This is a genomic window from Nissabacter archeti, assembly GCF_018257325.1.
Classification (GTDB): domain Bacteria; phylum Pseudomonadota; class Gammaproteobacteria; order Enterobacterales; family Enterobacteriaceae; genus Chimaeribacter; species Chimaeribacter arupi.
In genome coordinates this window covers 94371-113568 of the sequence record NZ_JAERKB010000008.1, presented here as the reverse complement: position 1 = coordinate 113568, position 19198 = coordinate 94371, and the positions used below count along the sequence as shown (strand labels likewise).

Annotated in this window: 15 protein-coding genes; 7 read left to right on the top strand and 8 right to left on the bottom strand. The window is 58.9% G+C overall.

What is annotated here, in order from left to right:
• Positions 1-27 precede the first annotated feature (27 nt).
• Together JK232_RS12235 and JK232_RS12230 are read left to right on the top strand one after the other, a co-directional pair.
• Positions 28-804 carry an ABC transporter permease gene (locus JK232_RS12235; protein ID WP_212589269.1) on the top strand — a complete coding sequence of 259 codons (777 nt, stop codon included), beginning with the start codon at positions 28-30 and terminating at the stop codon, positions 802-804.
• Positions 801-1466 (top strand): ABC transporter ATP-binding protein, encoded by a 666-nt coding sequence (locus JK232_RS12230; RefSeq protein WP_072926018.1) that lies wholly within the window; start codon positions 801-803, stop codon positions 1464-1466. The genes JK232_RS12235 and JK232_RS12230 overlap by 4 nt, the downstream gene beginning before the upstream one ends.
• Positions 1467-1484: 18 nt before the next feature.
• Here JK232_RS12230 and JK232_RS12225 read toward each other — a convergent pair whose 3' ends face one another.
• From JK232_RS12225 to JK232_RS12195, 7 genes are all read right to left on the bottom strand, one after another.
• Positions 1485-2756 carry a capsule biosynthesis protein gene (locus JK232_RS12225; protein WP_212589268.1) on the bottom strand — a complete coding sequence of 424 codons (1272 nt, stop codon included), beginning with the start codon at positions 2754-2756 and terminating at the stop codon, positions 1485-1487.
• A 15-nt stretch (positions 2757-2771) separates the two neighbouring features.
• Positions 2772-4817, bottom strand: coding sequence for a capsular polysaccharide biosynthesis protein (locus JK232_RS12220; RefSeq protein ID WP_212589267.1), 2046 nt, complete (start codon positions 4815-4817; stop codon positions 2772-2774).
• Positions 4818-4924: 107 nt separating this feature from the next.
• Complete coding sequence (locus JK232_RS12215; protein WP_212589266.1) at positions 4925-5602, bottom strand: acyltransferase; 678 nt, start codon at positions 5600-5602, stop codon at positions 4925-4927.
• A gap of 8 nt (positions 5603-5610) precedes the next feature.
• A complete protein-coding gene (locus JK232_RS12210) occupies positions 5611-9012 on the bottom strand; it encodes an HAD family hydrolase (protein ID WP_212589265.1) in 3402 nt (1133 codons plus the stop codon).
• Positions 9013-9115: 103 nt separating this feature from the next.
• Positions 9116-10789, bottom strand: a complete 1674-nt coding sequence (locus JK232_RS12205) for a polysaccharide biosynthesis/export family protein (protein ID WP_072926865.1) — start codon at positions 10787-10789, stop codon at positions 9116-9118.
• Between the two features lie 22 nt (positions 10790-10811).
• A complete protein-coding gene (locus JK232_RS12200; protein ID WP_394854024.1) occupies positions 10812-11966 on the bottom strand; it encodes a capsule biosynthesis protein in 1155 nt (384 codons plus the stop codon).
• A gap of 125 nt (positions 11967-12091) precedes the next feature.
• On the bottom strand, positions 12092-13075 hold the full coding sequence (locus tag JK232_RS12195) for a KpsF/GutQ family sugar-phosphate isomerase (RefSeq protein WP_212589264.1): 984 nt from the start codon (positions 13073-13075) through the stop codon (positions 12092-12094).
• Between the two features lie 374 nt (positions 13076-13449).
• On the opposite strand from JK232_RS12195, the gene JK232_RS12190 reads away from it, so the two are divergent.
• The 4 genes from JK232_RS12190 (at position 13450) to glnQ (ending at position 16300) form a co-directional block, all read left to right on the top strand.
• Positions 13450-13716, top strand: a complete 267-nt coding sequence (locus tag JK232_RS12190) for a DksA/TraR family C4-type zinc finger protein (protein ID WP_101829228.1) — start codon at positions 13450-13452, stop codon at positions 13714-13716.
• A gap of 388 nt (positions 13717-14104) precedes the next feature.
• Positions 14105-14857: a glutamine ABC transporter substrate-binding protein GlnH gene (gene glnH / locus JK232_RS12185; protein ID WP_072926030.1), complete on the top strand. Its 753-nt coding sequence runs from the start codon at positions 14105-14107 to the stop codon at positions 14855-14857.
• Between the two features lie 67 nt (positions 14858-14924).
• Complete coding sequence (gene glnP / locus JK232_RS12180) at positions 14925-15581, top strand: glutamine ABC transporter permease GlnP (RefSeq protein WP_072926038.1); 657 nt, start codon at positions 14925-14927, stop codon at positions 15579-15581.
• The gene (gene glnQ, locus JK232_RS12175) at positions 15578-16300 is read left to right on the top strand and encodes a glutamine ABC transporter ATP-binding protein GlnQ (protein ID WP_072926040.1); all 723 of its coding nucleotides are present in this window, start codon (positions 15578-15580) and stop codon (positions 16298-16300) included. The genes glnP and glnQ overlap by 4 nt, the downstream gene beginning before the upstream one ends.
• A gap of 64 nt (positions 16301-16364) precedes the next feature.
• Here glnQ and rlmF read toward each other — a convergent pair whose 3' ends face one another.
• Positions 16365-17333 carry a 23S rRNA (adenine(1618)-N(6))-methyltransferase RlmF gene (gene rlmF / locus JK232_RS12170; protein WP_072926041.1) on the bottom strand — a complete coding sequence of 323 codons (969 nt, stop codon included), beginning with the start codon at positions 17331-17333 and terminating at the stop codon, positions 16365-16367.
• A 159-nt stretch (positions 17334-17492) separates the two neighbouring features.
• Here rlmF and JK232_RS12165 point away from each other — a divergent pair, with 159 nt between their 5' ends.
• Positions 17493-18137, top strand: coding sequence for a flavin reductase family protein (locus JK232_RS12165; protein WP_072926043.1), 645 nt, complete (start codon positions 17493-17495; stop codon positions 18135-18137).
• Positions 18138-19198: the final 1061 nt, after the last annotated feature.

Below are 19198 nucleotides of genomic sequence, written 5' to 3'. Positions count from 1 at the left end.
CTCTTTTTATGACCTGATGGATTTCTTATGGCCCGTAGTGGACTGGAAGTACAAAAAGCGGCCGTCAAAGCGCTGTTTTTACGCGAGATAAAAACACGTTTCGGTAAATATCGCCTGGGGTATCTGTGGGCGGCGCTGGAGCCGGCGGCCCATATCGTGATTATGCTGACGATCTTCGGCTATATCATGCATCGCACCATGCCGGACATCTCTTTCCCGGTCTTTCTGATTAACGGCATTATCCCGTTCTTTATTTTCAGCAATATCAGCAACCGCTCGATCGGCGCGATTGAGGCCAACCAGGGGCTGTTCAATTACCGCCCGGTTAAGCCTGTCGACACCATTATTGCGCGCGCCGGGCTGGAGCTGGTGATTTACGGGCTGGTGTACCTGTTATTGATGCTGGGGGTCGGGTTATTGGGTGAACAGTTTGCTGTGACCCGGCTGATTACCCTGATCGCCGTCTGGCTGCTGCTGGTGCTGTTCGCCAGCGGTGTCGGGCTGATTTTTATGGTGGTCGGCAAAAGTTTCCCGGAGACGGAGAAGTTTCTCCCTATCCTGATCAAGCCGCTCTACTTCATCTCCTGCGTGATGTTCCCGCTGCACAGTATCCCCAAAGAGTACTGGCCCTATTTGCTGTGGAACCCGCTGGTGCATGTGGTGGAGCTGTGCCGGGAGTCGGTGATGCCCGGTTACGTCAGTGACGGCGTCAGCCTCGGCTACCTGGCGCTCTGCACGCTGGTGGTGCTGTTTATCGGGCTGGCACTTTACCGGGTACGCGAAGAGGCCATGCTGACGTCATGATTACCATTGAGAACCTGACAAAATCTTACCGCACCCCGGCCGGGCGTCATTACGTCTATAAAGACCTGAACGTGGTGTTGCCGGAAGGCAAAAGCGTGGCGCTGGTGGGCCGCAACGGCGCGGGGAAATCCACGCTGCTGCGGATGATTGGCGGTATTGACCGGCCGGACCACGGCCGGGTCGTGACCCATAAAAGCATCTCCTGGCCGGTCGGGCTGGCGGGCGGTTTTCAGGGCAGCCTGACCGGCCGTGAAAACGTGAAATTTGTCGCGCGGCTCTATGCCCAGGCCTCAGAGCTGAAAGAAAAAGTCGCCTTCGTGGAAGAATTTGCCGAGCTGGGCAAATATTTCGACATGCCGATTAAAACCTACTCCTCCGGCATGAAATCCCGCCTGGGGTTTGGCCTGAGCATGGCCTTCCGTTTTGACTACTACCTGGTGGACGAAGTCACCGCCGTGGGCGATGCGCGTTTCAAACAGAAATGCGCGGAGCTGTTCAAGGCGCGCCATGCCGAATCCAGTTTCCTGATGGTTTCCCACAGCCTCAACAGCCTGCGCGAGTTCTGCGATGTGGCACTGCTGATCGGCCGCAACAATCAGGTCACGTATTATGACGCAGTGGATGACGCCATTGCGGTGTATCAGCAGGAAGAGGGGCTGTAGACGGCCCTTCCCTTCCCTTTACTCTGCCCCGGCGGCGACAGCCTGTTCCAGCGGGTTCGCCCCCGCTGCCCGTTCCTCTTCGCCCGCTGTCTGGCGGGCCTCAAACAGCACCCGGTTGGTACCGTAAAACACGGCGTTAATCTGGGTGGTCTGCTGTAAATAGTGGCGGAATTTTTCAAACAACGCCCAATCCGGCTGGAAGTCTGCGTCCCAGAACTGGTTCAGGTGCCCCTGGAAGGTCAACCCACGGATATCATAGAGCGCCCGGCCCATTACCTTGAGCGGCTTATGGTGGATCAACGCCGATAACCCGGCCGTACTGTTAATCGTCACCACGCCCCTGGCATGGGTCAGCAGGTCCGGCATCGGCAGGTCATGCACATAGAGTACCCGGTGGTCTATTTTGTACGCTTTGGCCAGACGGCGGATTAATGGCCCATACAAGCGGTGGCCGCGATCCATCGGATGGTGTTTAATCACCAGCCACGCCGTGGAGGGCGCTTTCCGCGCAAAGGAGTACATCACCTCATTGATATAGTCGCGGACATCGTCATAAGGGCTGTGGTGGCGGATTTGGCTGTCGTTATAGACCTGCAAAATGGCGAGATAATACCGCTGGCTCAGGCTGCCGGTCAGCCGGCCCAACACCCCGCGCTGCTGAACCCCATACCACTGCTTGCGCCAGCCGGCGCGAATCCAGCAGCGTGCCTCATACCAGGGTGAAAAGGATTTATGGTGACGGTACTCCGCATAACGGTGGCGTCGCAGCCAGCCGTGGGCATAGTAGCCCACGGCCCGACGTACCCGCAGGGAGAATGAGGGCGCGAGCACGTCGATCGCGGGTGGGGCCGCGTCCGGCAGTGTCCGGTAAAATTCCGCGGAACGCGGCAAGGCTGAGTGCGCATTGACGCCGCCCGGTTCCAGCGTAATAAAGTGCGGGCGGAGATACCCCTCTTCAAACGCCAGGAACCGGATGCCTTTGGATCGCGCCCACCGCGCCGCCACCCGGTGTAACGGGCGGCAATCCCCAAAGCAGAGGATGGTGTCACAGGGATAGTGACGGTACAGCGCTTTCAGCCAGGAGGCAAACTCCTCCGGCGTCTGCCGGTAAGCCAGGGGGTTGCGGTGGCGGCAGTAATGCTCATCACCGCCATTGAAAACCACATTCACGGCTTCACGCCCCATGCTTTCCAGCCAGTCGGCCATGTCGCTGAAAAACGGCCCCATCGGCCCCTGGAGCAAAAGGTACTTTTTCCCTGCAAGCAGGGTCCGCAGCGCTGTATTGTCCATAACTTCCTGAAAAAATTAGAAAAGTGAAAACTTAACTTTTATCAGCATCAGGGCTTTGCGACAGTGGCGCCTCAGGGTGCTGAATTTTTTATTTCCCATAGACATATCGGCACGCGGCATCATTTCTATAGTGGTTATTGCCTGTTCAGCGCTCATGGGCTGACGCCGGCGGGGATGGATGTAAGTGGGGTAACTGATCAGGGTGTGGTACACCAGTGCATCCAGTGACAGGCGTGCCGTACGCCGCGCCAGGGACAGCGCATCGTGCGTCAGCCCCCAACCGGCGTAAAACGGCATTCCGTAGCAAAACACCGTTTTCCCATGCAACAGCGCCTCAAAACCGGCCAGCGATGTCAGGGTATGCAGCTCGTCACAGGCGTGGATGCAATCGATAATATCGGCATCTTCCGCAACCTGGTCCGCCAGCGATGCCATCAGCTGGGGGGCGATATGGCCCCGGCGGTTACCGGCCAGCACATCCGGGTGCGGCTTGTAGATGATGAAGGCGTCCGGGTTGCGCGCCCGCACCGTCTCCAGCAACGCCTGATTGGTGGCAATCCCTAAGGCACCGGTCGCAATCGAGGCATCATCCTCGACCTGCCCCGGCACCAGCAGCACCCGCTTGCCTACGGCCTCCGGCGGCAATGCAAACGGGGCACCCAGGTTATATTTGCTCACTTTCGCGGCGACCAGGCGGGTGCGCAGCGCCCGTGCCCGTTGCTGCTGCGCCGGGGTAACAGGCCGGGTAATGAGGGAGGTTTCGAGATCGCTCGGGCGGGTGGCATCGTAATAGATGCCGCACGTATCGAGCACCAGCGAGAGCGGCGGGTAAAGGTCAGATCCCAGCCCGGAGGAGCGCAGGAAGCCATCTTCCATCCGCCAGACCGGCAGCCCGGCGCGGTCAGCCGCGGGTTGCCAGCGGCGCTCCCCTTTGACGCCCCAGACCACACAGGCCGTGCCCCTGGGCGTTGGCGCACGGTAACGCACCGGCGCGTTGCGGCTATGCAGGAAGGGGTGCAGAATGCTTTTCTTCCACAGGCTCAGGCCCGGGACAAACAGTGTGCCGGGGCGGCTGTCGCGGAATTGCCGGGCGGCCATCAGCCAGTACAGCACCGTCTGTAGTGTGGCGGGTTTGCCGCTGAGAGGGTCGATATAACGGCTGTAACGCAGGTAAGCTGCGGCAAACAGATCGCTCAGCGTGGCCGCGCCGCGCCGTGCATGGAGCGCGGCAGCCTCAGGGTGACGGTCATGCGTGACGCCCCACCCGGCGTACCAGGGCTGGCCGAAGCAATGTACCCGCTTCCCGGCCAGCAAGGCCTCAAACCCGTATTGCGACGTCACGGCATACACCTCAGTGACCTGCCGCAGCAGCGATTGCGGGCTGACATCCTGCGCCAGCAGCTTCACCCGTTTGTCATGGGCGGCAGCATATAACGCCTGTTTGCCCAGATAACCGCGCTTTTTGCCGCTTAATACATCCGGGTGGATTTTCACCCAGATTTCGGCTTCCGGGTGCTCGTCCATGGCCGCCTGCAACATCGCCGTAAAGTGATCTTCGCCGGCCTGGCCAAAAGTGACGGCCATGTCACCAAAGGTCTGATCCACCACCAGCACCGCCCCGTTTTCCGGCGCCCGGCCATTGAACGGCGGGGCCTGATTGTATTTGGAAATATCCTGTTCCACGATAAACGCCATCGCCTGCCGGGCAGCGTCCATCAGGGCGGGGTCGGTTGAGCGTTCCTGAATCAACTGTTCCAGGGTACTGGTCTGGCGGGCGTCATAATAGATGCCGAGGGTATCCACCACCATGGAGAGCGGCGGCTCACCGGAAACCCCCAGCCCAAGGGAACGGATAAAGCCGTCTTCCAGCCGCAGTACCGGCAGGCCGTGACGTGCGGCCCAGGCCACCGGGCGCACGGCCGTAGGCCGGTGCCCCCAGACCGCGACGGCGGACAACCCCGCGGCCGGTTGGCGCGAAAGTGAAAGTGGGCAAAAGGCCTGTGGTAAAAAATGGCCGAGTGCCGGAATACGCCGGATACCTGCTGAGTGAATGCCAATCATCTGTTGCTGCCCGTTTACGCCATGGCCAGTATCATGCCCACAGTGGCCCGGCCGGCCATGAGGCCGGGACTGTGGGGGGTCTTTTATGGGGGGAATACGCTGCCGGATCAGCCGATGCGCGTGCTCTCATCAAACAGGAAGCGTGCTTTCAGCGCCTCCAGATGGGAGGCAGGGATCGGCCCGGTAAGATAGCGGCGATCCCAGATCACATCCCGCTTCACCACTTTGGCCGGTGTCCCGGCGAGGATAACGTTGCCCTCGGTGATGTGTTTGTTAACAAACGAGCCGGTGCCGATAATGGTATTGCGCTGAACCACCGCGCCTTTGCCGATGCTGACGCCATACCCGATCCAGACGTGATCGCCGATCGCCACCGACGCGCTGTAATTGATACGCTCGCCGGTGTTCAGATCGATAATCGAGTGGCTGTCACCGGAGCGGATGACGATATCTTTAGACAGCATACAGTCGACCCCGAGCGTGATCTCGGTGCCGTGCTCGCACTCAATCCGCGCGGACACCATGGTGGTAAATTTCCCCAGGCTGACGGTATTGTCATTTCCTTTCATGGAGATCGCGCCATTCAGCACACAGGCTTTCCCAATCAGGATTTTGTTGTTATCGCCGTTGACGTCCACCATCAGCCGCTTGCCGGTGACCTCGTCGCCAAACACAATCTTGTTGTTGGCGCCTTTGAACGTGATAAGGCATTTCTCTTTAATCGCCGGGGGCGCTCCCTCAGGGAAGCGCACCACATTGCCGGAACCGTAATCCTGGATATTCATCGTTTGGCTCATTCGCTGCGGGTTGTCATGTCATACCAGCGGCTGAGCATTTTCACTTTGGTGTCAGTGAAGAACAGATCGCGGTCTTTGAGGTATTTGCTGTATTTCCGTTTGGATAAGAACAGCGTAAACGTCAGCTTCTCCAGCCCGGTATAGAAACGCGGCACCGGAACCTGGCGTGAAAGCTGCGGTTTGGCATGGGAAGGCGGCGTGATCACCCTGGGTTTTGGCGCTGCTTTTTTCGCTGCCGCTTTCACCGGTGCCGGGGCGGCTTTCGGATAGATCACCTCTTCCCCCCTCTTCCAGACCGACAGCTGATCGGCATGGCTGCCGATGACAAACTTTTTGCTGATGCCGCCAAAGGCATCTTCAAAACTCTGGCCCACCATCATGCGTGCATCCAGCTCAGCCGGGCTGTTCACAAAGTAAGAGAAGACTTTTTCCGCCAGCGTCCAGTCGATGTAAGCCTGCTGGGCCAGCGCACCAAAGCGGGCAGCCACGTCACGGGCGAAGCAGATCGCCCCGTTGTGCACTTCGTCAATCAGCTTGGCACGCATCGCATGGTTTGGCTCATCACGGTATGTACGCACGAGGTTCCCGGCCGGGTCCACACTCATGGACACCAGGCTGCGCTCAATGTGGCAGGTGAGGAATTCAACCAGGTGGCGGTTGTTCACCGCCGAACTGCGGTTTTCCAGCGTGACGAAATCCCCGGCGTAGGCGCTCAGGTGCTGCCCTTTCGCCAGCCAGGATTCCGCGCCCTGCAAGGTCGCATAGTAGTAACCATGCAGCGGTTTACCCAGCAGCGCCCCCAGGGAACCCTGCATGTTGGCTTTCCAGCCGATATCAACAATACCGGCTTTCTGCTCATCCATCAGGCCGGCTTCCGTCAGGTAACGCAGATAAGCACTGCGCTCGCGGGTCGCCTGCGCCAGGATGCCGGCATGCAGCCCCTGGCAAAGACGGCTGAACCGGACTTTATCGGCGCTGGTGATGCCCAGTTTTTCATCGCAATGCTGATAACCGAAGCGGGACAGGATCGCCGGATCGATATGTTCGGCGGACAAGCCGAAGCGGTAGCTGAGCAACTGGCCGACCGTCACCCCGTCGCTGTAAGGCTGTGAGGCCACATTCAGGATGTCGTTCTGGTTGCGGATCGACGCGACCCGCACCGCGCGGCGCGACGAGTAAAGGTAATGGCTCGGCACCGCCTGCGGGTTATCTTTATTCAGCGCATCATAAACCTGCTTCAGCACCCACCCTTCACGCGACAGGAAGTAGAGCCGTCCCAGCCCCTCTTTTTGCGCCTGACGTGTCAGCCACTGCATATACCCCACCAGCATCGGGCCGATGGCCGCATAGCCGAGGTTATAGGGGCTGCCCATAAACATCGTCTCTTCAGCGCCCGCGCCGGCCGGCATATCAAACAGTTTCGCGGCAATCAGGCCGGCAATAATGCTGCGCGGTTTTTCACCCGCGCCCCGGCGTGGATGGAAAATTTCCTTGTAGTAAGGGTTCCCGCGCATCCGGTCGAGCGCCCGCAGCAAGCGGAAGGACAGCATCCCGCGCGCTTTCGGCATGGCGATATCTGCCGCCGCGTTATCCCCGATATGGATAATTTTCTCCGGTGACAGGTCCAGTTCTGCCAGCACCACATCAAACAGGCCACCCTCTTTTTTGCGCACGCCATATTCGCTGGAGACATAGAGCTTCTGGTAGCCGGTGTAACCCGCTTTCTCCAGCATTTTCCCAATCACCCAGGCCGGGAGATACATATCAGAAATAATCGAGACCGGCTTGCCGGAACGCATGGCGGTGTCCCACAGGCGTTTCCCGGCCGGGCGGGTCTGGATCAGCCCGATTTCCAGTTCAATTTCTGCCTGCTTAATCCGGTCGGTCAGGGCATCGTCCAGTTGGTAGTGCGCAGCAATCGCCTGATAAATTTCATCCAGGGTGATTTCACCGGCGCTGCTGTTGGCGCGGGTTTCCACCTCGGCCATCAGGCGCACTTTATAGAAATCCTCTGTCAGGCCGTTGCTGAGCTGCAACGCCATGGTTTCCAGGAACTTATAGGCATCCGCCGGGGTTTCGACCGGGCGGTCAATCAGCGTGTCAAACACATCAAAGGTGATATGCTCTACCCCTTCACGCTTGATGATGCGATCCAGTTTCAGGGCATCCGCATTTTGCGCAGACAGGGTGCTGTTCGCCTTATCAATGTCACGGGCCGCACGGCCGATATTAAACTGCTCATGCAGCTTCTGATGGTAATCCGGGTCGATGTCAGAGAAATCCGCGAACAGCGCCAGGCCGGTTTTGCCCGCCTTTTTGCGCGCGACCATGTCTTCAATCAACGCAGAGAAGAAGGGCTTATTGGTCAGGATATTCTGTGCCAGCGGCTGCTGGCGGTTGATGATGAAATCCAGCACCGAGGCATAGGCGTGGCGGCGCTCCAGCCCTTTTTCGGCCAGCACGTCAGCAGAGAGCGGGCGGATAAAGGTGTCATGCGGCACGGCAATCTCTTTGTTCCAGATCATCGATTGCAGCGCGATCGAGGAGGAGCAGCTGATCACCTGATCCACCGCCGGCAGAATGTACTGGGAGATGCTGTTAATCTGGTCAAACTTCTCGTCAAAGATCAGGTTCGGCCATTGCTGTTTCAACGCGTGCAGCACATCCGTGCTTAATACCGTATCTTTTACCCGCGGTGTCACGTACTGCGTGACCACCAGCCCGGTATCAGACGGGGTTTTGCTCAGCACATCAACCAGATAGTCGGCCTGCGAGATGTAAGGCGTATCCGCCAGGAAGGCATAATGGCCGCTGGTTTGCAGCGGCAGCAGCGCCAGGTTGCGGTACTGCCCTTTCGGGTCGAAATCCTGCGGGCTGAACGGAGAGATCTGCGCAATCGCATCTTTCACGCTGGAGGTAAACTGGCTGGCCGGGCTGTTGACGTTGTAGCCGTTGCCGGCCGCCACAATCTCATCAAAGTGGCGGTACAGGGAACCCTGCTTGTACAGGCCAACAGGATCGAAGGTCACCATATGCGGGAACGGCGCGCGGCAGAAGGCCCCCGGCATCTGATGCACAATCAGGGCCTCCGGGTAGCGCGCCTCCAGGAACGGCACCGGGGTTTCCCACAGTAAAATCAAATCGTAATGATCGGCCAGCCGCCCCTCAAGCCCGGCCTGGATAGCGGCGGTTTTTTCGCCCTGCGCATCGGCATACAACGCCTGGGAAGGGTCAGAGAGCACCCCGACCATCCCGATGACATCAGAGAGTGAGAGGTTGATAATTTTGGCTTTCGCGCTGATTTTTTTGGCTTCATCGCTAATCAAATCATGCGTGACGACGCTCACATTGTGCCCCATGCTGAGCAGCATATTTGCCTGGGGAACCAGATGCTTCACAAAACAATTCTTATAAAAAAGAATGTCGCCCTGAGCAATCCATGGTGAGTTCCAAATCAATACGTTCATTTATTACGGGTGTCCTTTACTCAAGCGTAATGTGTTACAGCGTCAAAATAACTTTGGCGGCGACGGCAATCTGGTAAATGATGGTCGAGATACCGCGGGTGACTTCAATGCTCTTCGATTCAAACTTCGGCAGTACCATCAGCTCATCGCCCGGTTGCAGGGTGTCGACATTGTCGGCGTCATCCGCCTCGCCGTTCTGATGGATAACGATGACCTTCGCGTTGCCTTTTTTCTGGGTGAAGCCCCCCACCTTGGCGATGTAGTCATCCGGCGACAGCCCTTTCTGCCAGGCCACCGCGTTCGGGAACAGCACTTCGCCGTGCACCATCACCAGTGAGGTGCGCTCCGGGATGTTGATGATGTCCCCATCTTCCAGGATCACCTGGTCAAGGGTGTTTTCATTCAGCACCACCGCGCCCTTGGGCACCACGTTGCGCGCCTTGGCCACAAAGCGGCTGATCAGCTGCGCCTCCTGCATCCGCAGGTTGGCCTCTTCAGAGGTCGCGGACTGGGCCGAGAGCGACGCCTCCTCCAGCTTCTGCAACGACAGGTTGAGCATCTCTTTCTGGCGCTCCGCCACCGAGCGGCGGAACAGCTGGATGGCGTTCAGCTGCGACATGTTATTGGCGCGGATCTGGGCCAGCACCTGGCGCATGGTGGCCCCGTACGGCAGCACCACGGCGTGTTCGCCGGAGTGCGCGCCCTCGATGCGCACCTGGATCGTCCCGGCGTAGCGGTCAGCACTGACGATCAGCTGGTCGCCGTCCTGCAGGGAACGGCCGCTTGCCTGGCTGAGCGGGTAGTACTCGCTGCGTTTGACGGTGCCCTGCTGGCGGATAATGGTCATGTGGGTGGCACCCGGTTTCGGGCGCGCCCAGCTCAGTGCCTCGCTGACCGGCAGTGAGCCGTCACGGAACTCAAAGTCATAGCTGTTGAACACCTCGCCCTGCACGCTGACGGTGTGCTGGCGCGGGCCGACCACGATCACGTCACCGTCGGCGAACTGTGACAGGCTGAGGTTGCCGTTCAGCAGGAAGTCATACAGGTTGATGTGGTTGCGCACGCGGTTGCCGCGCTTGACCTCGATGTCAACATAACTGCCGCGCTCGGTGTCCACCCCGCCTGCCTTGCTCAGGTAAGAGAGCAACGAATCGGAGGCGACGCCGCCATACAGGCCGGGGTTATTGACATAACCGGTGACAAACACCTTGACCGGCTGCGCCTGCACCAGCGAGGCATAGACGTTGACGTTGGCCTGATAGACCTCTTTCACCTTGCTGGTGACCAGGCTGTTGAGCTGGCCGTTCGGCGTGCCGGCGACTTTCATCGGGCCGACGTTCGGCAGGAAGATGTTGCCTTTCGGGTCCACCGCCAGGCTGCCCTCAAAGTTGAAGGCGCCCCAGAGCCGCACCTGGATCTGGTCGCCCAGCCCAATCACATAACCGGGGTTGAACCCGATGCTGCTGGCGCTGTTGCCGCCGCTGCCGCTGAAGATCTGGGCGCCGAACATGCGGCTGGCCGGGGCCGGGACAACCGGTGCCGGGGTGTCGTCAAACTGGTTGTTGCCCGCAGGCTGGGCGGTCTGGCCGCTTATTACCTGCGGCAGCGGGGCCGCGCCGGTCAGGCTCGGGTCGGCGGTCAGGGAGATCGCCTGGGCCTGGGCCAGCGGCAACATCAGGCTAAGAATCACGGTGTTAAACAGTTTCATGGCGTGCTCGCGGTAGTCGTTATTAGTCCCGGTGGTCATCAATCACTGCCAGCAGCAGTTTGATGGTGCCGAAGAGTAAGCAGCAGATCAGCAACAGGCTGATGATCAGGTAAGGGCTGTTGGGGTAGGTCGACTCTTCCGGCATCTGCGGCGAGCTGATCACTGACAGCACTTTCAGCTTGCGCGCGCTTTCAACGCGGGTTTTCTCAATCGAGGTGAGCGCCAGCTTGTAAAGGTCGGTGTCAAACGCCACCCTGGCTTTGATGGCTTCGAAGTCCACCGCCATGGTGTTGAGCTGGCGGCCGTCCGGCGCGGTAATTTTGCTCTGCTCCGCCTCAATCTGTGCCGAGAGCGACGCCAGCGCATTGCGGGCGCTGACCACCTGCGGGGTATCCTCACGCAGGTAGGTCAGCAGGTTGCGCAGTTCCGCTTCCATCTGGATTTTCTGGCCGGTCAGGGTATTCACCAGGGCGCTTGCCGCCTGGGCCTGGGCACCGGGGTCCAGAATGCTGTTGCTGTTCTGGTAGGCCAGCAACGCGGCGCGGCTGGCGTCCAGGCGGCTGCTGGCTTCATGCATCTCTTTCTCAGCAAAGGCCAGCTGGTCACGGGCGATCCGGTGGGACAGCTCGTTAATGAAACGCTCGGACTCCCTCAGCACCGCCTGGTTAAAGCGCTGGGCGAACTCCGGGGTAAAGCCCTCGGTGGCGATGGTCAGCAGGCCGGTTTTATCGTCAAACGTGACGCTGATGCGGTTGCGGTAGTACTCCAGGAAGCGCTCACGCGGCAGCTCTGCCGGCAGGTGGTAGAAAATATCCCAGCCGCTGGCGCCAAAGGCCTGATGGAAATTGAGCTGCTTGTCGAGGAGCGCCAGCATATCCGGCGAGTTGATATAGGCTTTTAAATAGAGCGCATCCTCGGCGGTACTGGTCGCCCCTGCCCCCAGCAACAAGCCGACGTTGACGCTGCTGCCGTTGATATCATCGGAACGTTTAACGGCAACCGTGGATTCACTCTGGAAGCGCGGCTGGCTGAACAGCACCAGATAAATAATCAGCAGCGCCAGCGGCGCAATAATGATGATTTTTGCCAGGTGGCGATGCAAAAAGGCCAGGTTGACAGCCTGCCGTAACCGTCGGGCCAGTTGCCGGCCCGGCATCGCAGCTTTTACGTTATTCATTAACATGAGGGGTCATCATTTTTATTAAGGGGCGTGGCGTGGTGCCATTATCACGCGCGTTATCCCCCTGCAACACAGGGGTTATCGCGCAAAAATGGGCGTTATTCGAGTAATTAGCTGAATTTTTAATCAAAAATCCGGATGAGCCCCACCACATCCCGCCCCTCGCCGGTGACCAGCAGCGCGGAAATACGCGCCTGCTGCATCAGCCGTTCGGCATCCGCGATCATGGTGTCCTGCGGCAGGGTGATCGGGTCTGAGGTCATGATGTCGCGGGCGGTGCAGGTGTCGAGGCCGCTGCACTTCGCCAGCGCCCGGCGCAGGTCGCCGTCGGTGATGATGCCCACCAGCCGCCCGGCCTCGTCATTCACGGCCACCATGCCCTGGCAGCCGCCGGTGATCTCCTGAATCACCTCACGGAAGGTGGCGGAGGCCTGCACCTGCGGCACAGTGGTCTGCATCAGGTCAGCCACGCGGGTCAGCAGGCGGCGGCCCAGCGAGCCGCCGGGGTGGTAGCGGGCGAAATCCGTGGGCTGGAACTGCCGCTGCTGCATCAGGGCGATGGCCAGCGCATCCCCAATCGCCATCGTCAGCGTGGTGGAGGTGGTCGGCGCGAGGTTATTCGGGCAGCTTTCGCTCTCCATCATCAGCTCCAGCACCGCGTCAGCATGGTGCGCCAGGGTGGAGTTGCCGACATTGGTCAGGGCGATGATGCGGTTACCGAACGCTTTCAGCGACGGGATCAGCTTCAGGATCTCATCGGTTTCGCCGCTGGCGGAGATCAGGATCAGCAGGTCATACGGGGTAATCATCCCCAGATCGCCGTGGAAGGCTTCCGCCGGATGGATAAAGAAACTGGGCGTGCCGGTTGAGGCCAGCGTCGCAGACATTTTGCGCCCCACGTGGCCCGATTTTCCCATTCCCGACAGAATGACATGCCCTTTGCATTGGCTCATCAGCGCCAGCGCCTTTTGATAGTGCGCCGGGTCAATATGCTCCGCCAGCTTGTGCAGGGCGTCCGCCTGTTCATTCAGCGTGCGTTTAATGGAGGCGATATTATCAGGCGGCACAACATCGTCGGGGAGTATGGAAAACAGCGTATCAGACACGTGATTAACCTTAACCGGTAATAAAATGACAAAGGCAGGGGGGCTGCCGGAATAGCGCGAATGGGTAAAATAACGCCTCAAAAAAAGGGGACTTAACTAAAACGCTGCCTATTTATCATATGAAATAAATGAACACAATAAATTTAAGATTATTCTTAGCTTACGTACAATTTTCATCCGAATGTAACCTAAAATTACCCCATGTAACCTTACTTCTTCAGATTAACGCTTTCTTAACGCAAATTACCCACGCCGTTATTGGGCTTTCCGGCAAACCACCCGATTAACAGCTATAATTTAAGGTGCCGGCACGTTATTTCACCTGAGGGTGAACGCGGTAGCCGGGGCTTGTTTATTTATCACCGGAGGTAACAATGGCCAGTGGTTGGGCACAAGATGGTGCCGTTCAGGATCAGATTGATTCGACCGTGGATGATGCGGTGCAACGCGCCCGGCAGGCGCTGGGGCATGGCGACAGTGAGAAATTCTGCCAGGAGTGCGGCGAGCCGATCCCGGAAGCGCGGCGGCAGGCGTTAAAAGGCGTACGTTACTGCGTGCAGTGCCAGGCTGAGCTAGACAAAGCCGCGCAAGACCATGCCGGGTATAACCGCCGCGGCAGTAAAGACAGCCAGTTACGTTAGGCGGGCCGGGCCACCGGCCCCCGCCCCTTACCGATTATGTTTCCTTATCATTCCCTCCTCTGCCCTCGTCCGCTTTTTTTCGCGGAATAACGCCTTTTGCCCTGGAAAAGTTACCGTTTAGTAGCAAACTAAAAGCGTTATTGTTAATAAACGCACGTTAATTCCTCAAAACAGTGCTTATCCTGTCCCCCTGCACCACCAGAGAACACCTGCACCGTTTTAGTGCACCCTGATGGTGCAATAACGCCCCTGCCGGGCTGTTTTAGGAGAGAGTGCGAAAAATCCTATTGCTTTTCAATAACTCGAAAAGTTGGCACGATTCTTTCATGGCAGGGCGTGAAATATAAGAATTGGCTATTACCCCCCGGCCTTACATAAGGAACTTTCCATGAAGTCACTGTTACGTTCATACGCAAAAAGTTCGCTGGTTGCCCTGTCACTGGCGTTCGCGTTTTCCGCACACGCAGCCGATAAATTGATTGTCGCCACGGATACGGCTTTCGTGCCGTTTGAGTTTAAACAGGGCGACAAATATGTCGGGTTTGACATCGACCTCTGGGACGCCATCGCCAAAGAGCTGAAGCTGGACTACAGCCTGAAGCCGATGGATTTCAGCGGCATCATCCCGGCCTTGCAGACCCACAACGTTGACCTGGCACTGGCCGGCATCACCATTACGCCGGAGCGTAAAAACGCCATCGACTTCTCTGACGGCTACTACAACAGCGGCCTGCTGGTGATGGTGAAAAATGACAACACCGCGATTAACGGCGAGAAAGATCTGGCCGGGAAAGTGGTGGCCGTGAAGAGCGGCACCGGCTCGGTGGATTACGCGAAAGCCAATATCAAAACCAAAGACCTGCGCCAGTTCCCGAACATCGACAACGCTTACATGGAGCTGGCCACCGGCCGGGCGGATGCGGTGCTGCATGACACCCCGAACATCCTCTACTTCATCAAAACCGCCGGCAACGGCCAGTTCAAAGCGGTAGGCGACTCGATCAAAGCCCAGCAGTACGGCATCGCGTTCCCGAAAAACAGCGACCTGCGCGAGAAGGTCAACGGTGCGTTGAAAACCCTGCGTGATAACGGCACTTACAACGAGATTTACAAAAAATGGTTCGGCACCGAGCCTAAATAAGGCCGGCGCCCCGCCGTTAAGCAGTTTCCCGGCAGCACCCGCTGCCGGTTTTTCCAGGAGATGAGTCATGCAGTTTGAATGGAGCGCCATCTGGCCCGCTCTCCCCCTTTTGCTCGAAGGCGCGAAGATGACCCTGTGGATTTCGGTCCTGGGGTTGCTGGGCGGCCTGATTATCGGCGTGATCGCGGGCTTTGCCCGTGCTTATGGCGGCTGGCTTTCCAGCCACATCGCGCTGGTGTTTATCGAGCTTATCCGTGGTACGCCGATCGTGGTGCAGGTGATGTTTATCTACTTCGCCCTGCCGATGATGATCCCGGTGCGTATTGACCCGTTCAGTGCGGCGGTGGTGACGATTATCATCAACTCCGGCGCTTATATCGCGGAGATCACCCGCGGCGCGGTGCTGTCTATCCATAACGGCTTCCGTGAGGCCGGGCTGGCGCTGGGCCTCTCCCGGCGTGACACCCTGCGTTACGTGATTGCCCCGCTGGCGTTGCGCCGCATGTTGCCGCCGCTCGGCAACCAGTGGATTGTCAGCATCAAAGATACCTCCCTGTTTATTGTGATCGGTGTGGCTGAACTGACCCGTCAGGGCCAGGAGATCATTGCCGGGAACTTCCGCGCCATGGAAATCTGGACGGCGGTGGCGGTGATCTACCTGATCATCACCCTGGCCCTGAGCTTCATCCTGCGCCGGCTTGAAAGAAAACTGAAAATCATATGATCGAATTCAAAAACGTCTCCAAGCATTTCGGCAAAACCCAGGTGCTGCATGACATTGACCTGAAGATTAACCAGGGCGAAGTGGTGGTGATTATCGGGCCGTCCGGCTCCGGGAAATCCACCCTGCTGCGCTGCATCAACAAGCTGGAAGAGATCACCTCCGGCGATCTGGTGGTTGACGGCCTGAAAGTCAACGACCCGAAAGTGGACGAGCGCCTGATCCGCCAGGAAGCAGGCATGGTGTTCCAGCAGTTTTACCTGTTCCCGCACCTGACGGCGCTGGAGAACGTGGCGTTCGGGCCGATCCGCGTGCGCGGGGCCAACAAGGCAGATGCCGAGAAACTGGCGAAAGAGCTGCTGGGTAAAGTCGGGCTGTCTGAGCGCGCCCACCACTACCCGTCTGAGCTGTCCGGCGGCCAGCAGCAGCGCGTGGCGATTGCCCGTGCGCTGGCGGTGAAACCGAAGCTGATGTTGTTTGATGAGCCGACCTCCGCGCTGGACCCGGAGCTGCGCCACGAGGTGCTGACGGTCATGAAGGATCTGGCTGAAGAGGGCATGACGATGGTGATCGTCACGCACGAGGTGGGGTTCGCCGAGAAAGTGGCCTCACGCCTGATCTTTATCGACAAGGGCCGCATCGCCGAGGATGGCGAACCGCACGCCCTGATCAACAACCCGCCAAGCGACCGCCTGCGCGAGTTCCTGCAACACGTTTCCTGAGCCTCTGTCCGGAATCTTTGGCGGCGGGCGTCCTGCCCGCCGTTTTCCTGCCCTGCCCCGTTTTTCAGCCCTGCCAGCGGCTCGCGACCCAGGCGGCCTGCTGCCGTTCGTTCAGGAACGTCCAGGCGACAATGCGGCTGACTTTCTGCCCCTGCGCCATGTCCAGCGTCCGTACCGTGACGGCCCCGGCCTCTTCCAGCGCCTGGTAGATCAGCGGCAGCGTCTCTTTTTTCGACACCAGCGAGGTAAACCAGAAGCAGTTCTGCGCCAGGGTGCGGCTTTCGCTGACCATCCGGCTGATGAACAGGGCTTCGCCGCCTTCACACCAGAGCTCGTTGCTCTGGCCGCCGAAGTTAAGCAGCGGCGCGCCGTCCGGGTTGCCCTGGCCGAGGTTCTGGCGCTTGCGGCGGGTGCCGGAAGCGGCCTCTTCTGCCGAGGCGTGGAACGGCGGGTTGCAGAGGGTGGCGTCGTAACGCTCATTGGGTTTGATGATGTTGGTGAAGATCTGCTGCGGCTGTTTTTGCAGGCGTAAGCGCACATTGTGGGTCAGCAGCGGGTTCTGCGCGATGATCTTCTTCGCGGAGGCCAGCGCCACCTCATCGGTGTCACTGCCGGTGAAGCGCCAGCCGTAGTCATGCAGGCCGATAATCGGGTAGATGCAGTTCGCGCCGATGCCGACATCCAGCACGGTGATATTTTTGCCGCGCGGCACCTCGCCGCGGTTGCAGGAGGCGAGCAGGTCAGCCAGGTGGTGCAGGTAGTCGGCCCGGCCGGGGATGGGCGGGCAGAGGTAACCTTCCGGGATGTCCCACTCCGCGATCTGGTAGAAGTGGCGCAACAGCGCGCGGTTCAGCGCCTTGACGGCGGCCGGGTCGGCGAAGTCCACGGACAGGTCACCCCAGGCATTTTCCGCCACAAAGGCGGCCAGCTCCGGGCTGGAGGCGATAAGCGCCGGGAAATCGTAGCGGCTGCGGTGGCGGTTACGCGCGTGAAGTCCGCTTTTTTCCTGCGGGAAGGTTTTCTTTTTTTGCACCTGAAGGCTCTCTCACAACATTTTCTGCGCCATACGATAGCACATTCCGCCCACGGCCTGTGGCCCCATCGGCACGCAGAGCGCACATTCTCCCCCTGGACGAACCCCCTGCCCGGCGGCTAACGTTAAGGATTACGCCATTAAACAAGCAGGTATGCCATGACTGAAGAGAACCGTTACGCTGATGACCGTTACTACTATGAACCCGCCGCCGGGCACGGGTTGCCGCACGACCCGCTGAACGCGATTGTCGGCCCGCGGCCGATTGGCTGGATTTCGTCGCTGAACGCTGAGGGGCAGCGCAATCTGGCGCCTTACAGTTTTTTTAACTGTTTTAACTACCGGCCGCCGATTATTGGTTTTTCCAGCACCGGCTGGAAAGACAGCGTGGCGAATATCCGCGCCACCGGGGAGTTTGTGTGGAATCTGGCGACGCGCTCCCTGGCGGTGCAGATGAACGAGACCTCCGCCAGCCTGCCGAACGGCGAGGACGAGTTCGAACGCACCGGGCTTACGCCAATACGCGGCCGCCGGGTCGCCGCCTGCCGGGTGCTGGAAAGCCCGGTAAATTTCGAGTGCAAGCTGTCACAGTTGATCCAGCTTGAAGGCGCTGACGGCCGGAAGCTCGATTCCTGGCTGGTGCTGGGGGAAGTGGTGGCGGTGCATATTGACCGCACGCTGCTGGAAGACGGCATTTACCAGACGTCACGCGCGGAGCCGGTGTTGCGGGCGGGCGGCCCGAGCGCTTATTACGGGATTTCGGAGGATCAGAGGTTTGATCTCGTGAGGCCGGATGCCAGGTAGGGCTGGCGGGACGCCCCGTCCGGCGTCTGCCTGCAACCCCGCTGCCGTCATCGGTCGTAAAGTGGGATGTTTCGGTTGCTTATAGGCGCTTATGTGGCTGATGTTAAAGGGGCTTGAGGTGTGTTGCGTTGGCAGACGCCTGCATTCCTTCTGCGGCCCCGCTGCCGTCATCGGTCGTAAAGTGGGATGTTTCGGTTGTTTATGTGTATTTATCTACTTAAACCTCCCAGCCTCAACCGAGCAGGGCCTGCCGGCGCGCCGGCCCTGCACCCGCGCGCTTTCGGCGCCCCGGCTGAATCATTGCACGCTCCCGCGTGTCCCCTCATTTCGCCTCCGGGCTTCCGGGCCGCCGCTAATGACAGTCCCTGTCATGGGCGGCTCTCGCGGGCATCCATGCCCGCTCACCCGGCCCTGCGGCTTCACTCGGCAATGATTTTTACGCCCCCACCACCTCTGCAAATCAAAAAGTATGTGAGGAAATAGTAGGTGGGGTATTTTTTAGGCGCGTAGTGCGCGCTTTCCGCTCTGCATTTTCATGTGGCAACGCGCTCACACTAAAACCAGTTATTAGAAAGAACTTATCGACTCTTTCCTTACATAGCGAAGAATTTGCAGTTAGGTGGGGGCATTAAAATTATTGCCGACGAGGACGCAGGGCCGGGTGAGCACACAGGGATGTGTGCGAAAGGGACAGCCACGCTGGGAGCGTGTCTGTCCCGGCCCGAAAAGCCCGGAGGACGCTGGAGGGGAGCCGCGGGAGCGGCCAATAATTCTGCCGGGGCACCCAAAAGCGCGGGGATGCAAGGGGCGCGCGCTTACGCGCCCCTTGCGCGGTGGCGGCAGCGAAGCCGCAGAAGGAATGCAGGCGTTTGCCAACGCAACAACCTCCGTTCCCGATTAGCATCGGCTGCATAAATACATATAAACAACCGAAACATGCCACCGCCCAACCGAAACATCCCACCTCACCAATTAAAACTCAAAACTCAAAACTCAAAACTCAAAACTCAAAACTCAAAACTCAAAACTCAAAACTCAAAACTCAAAACTCAAAACTCAAT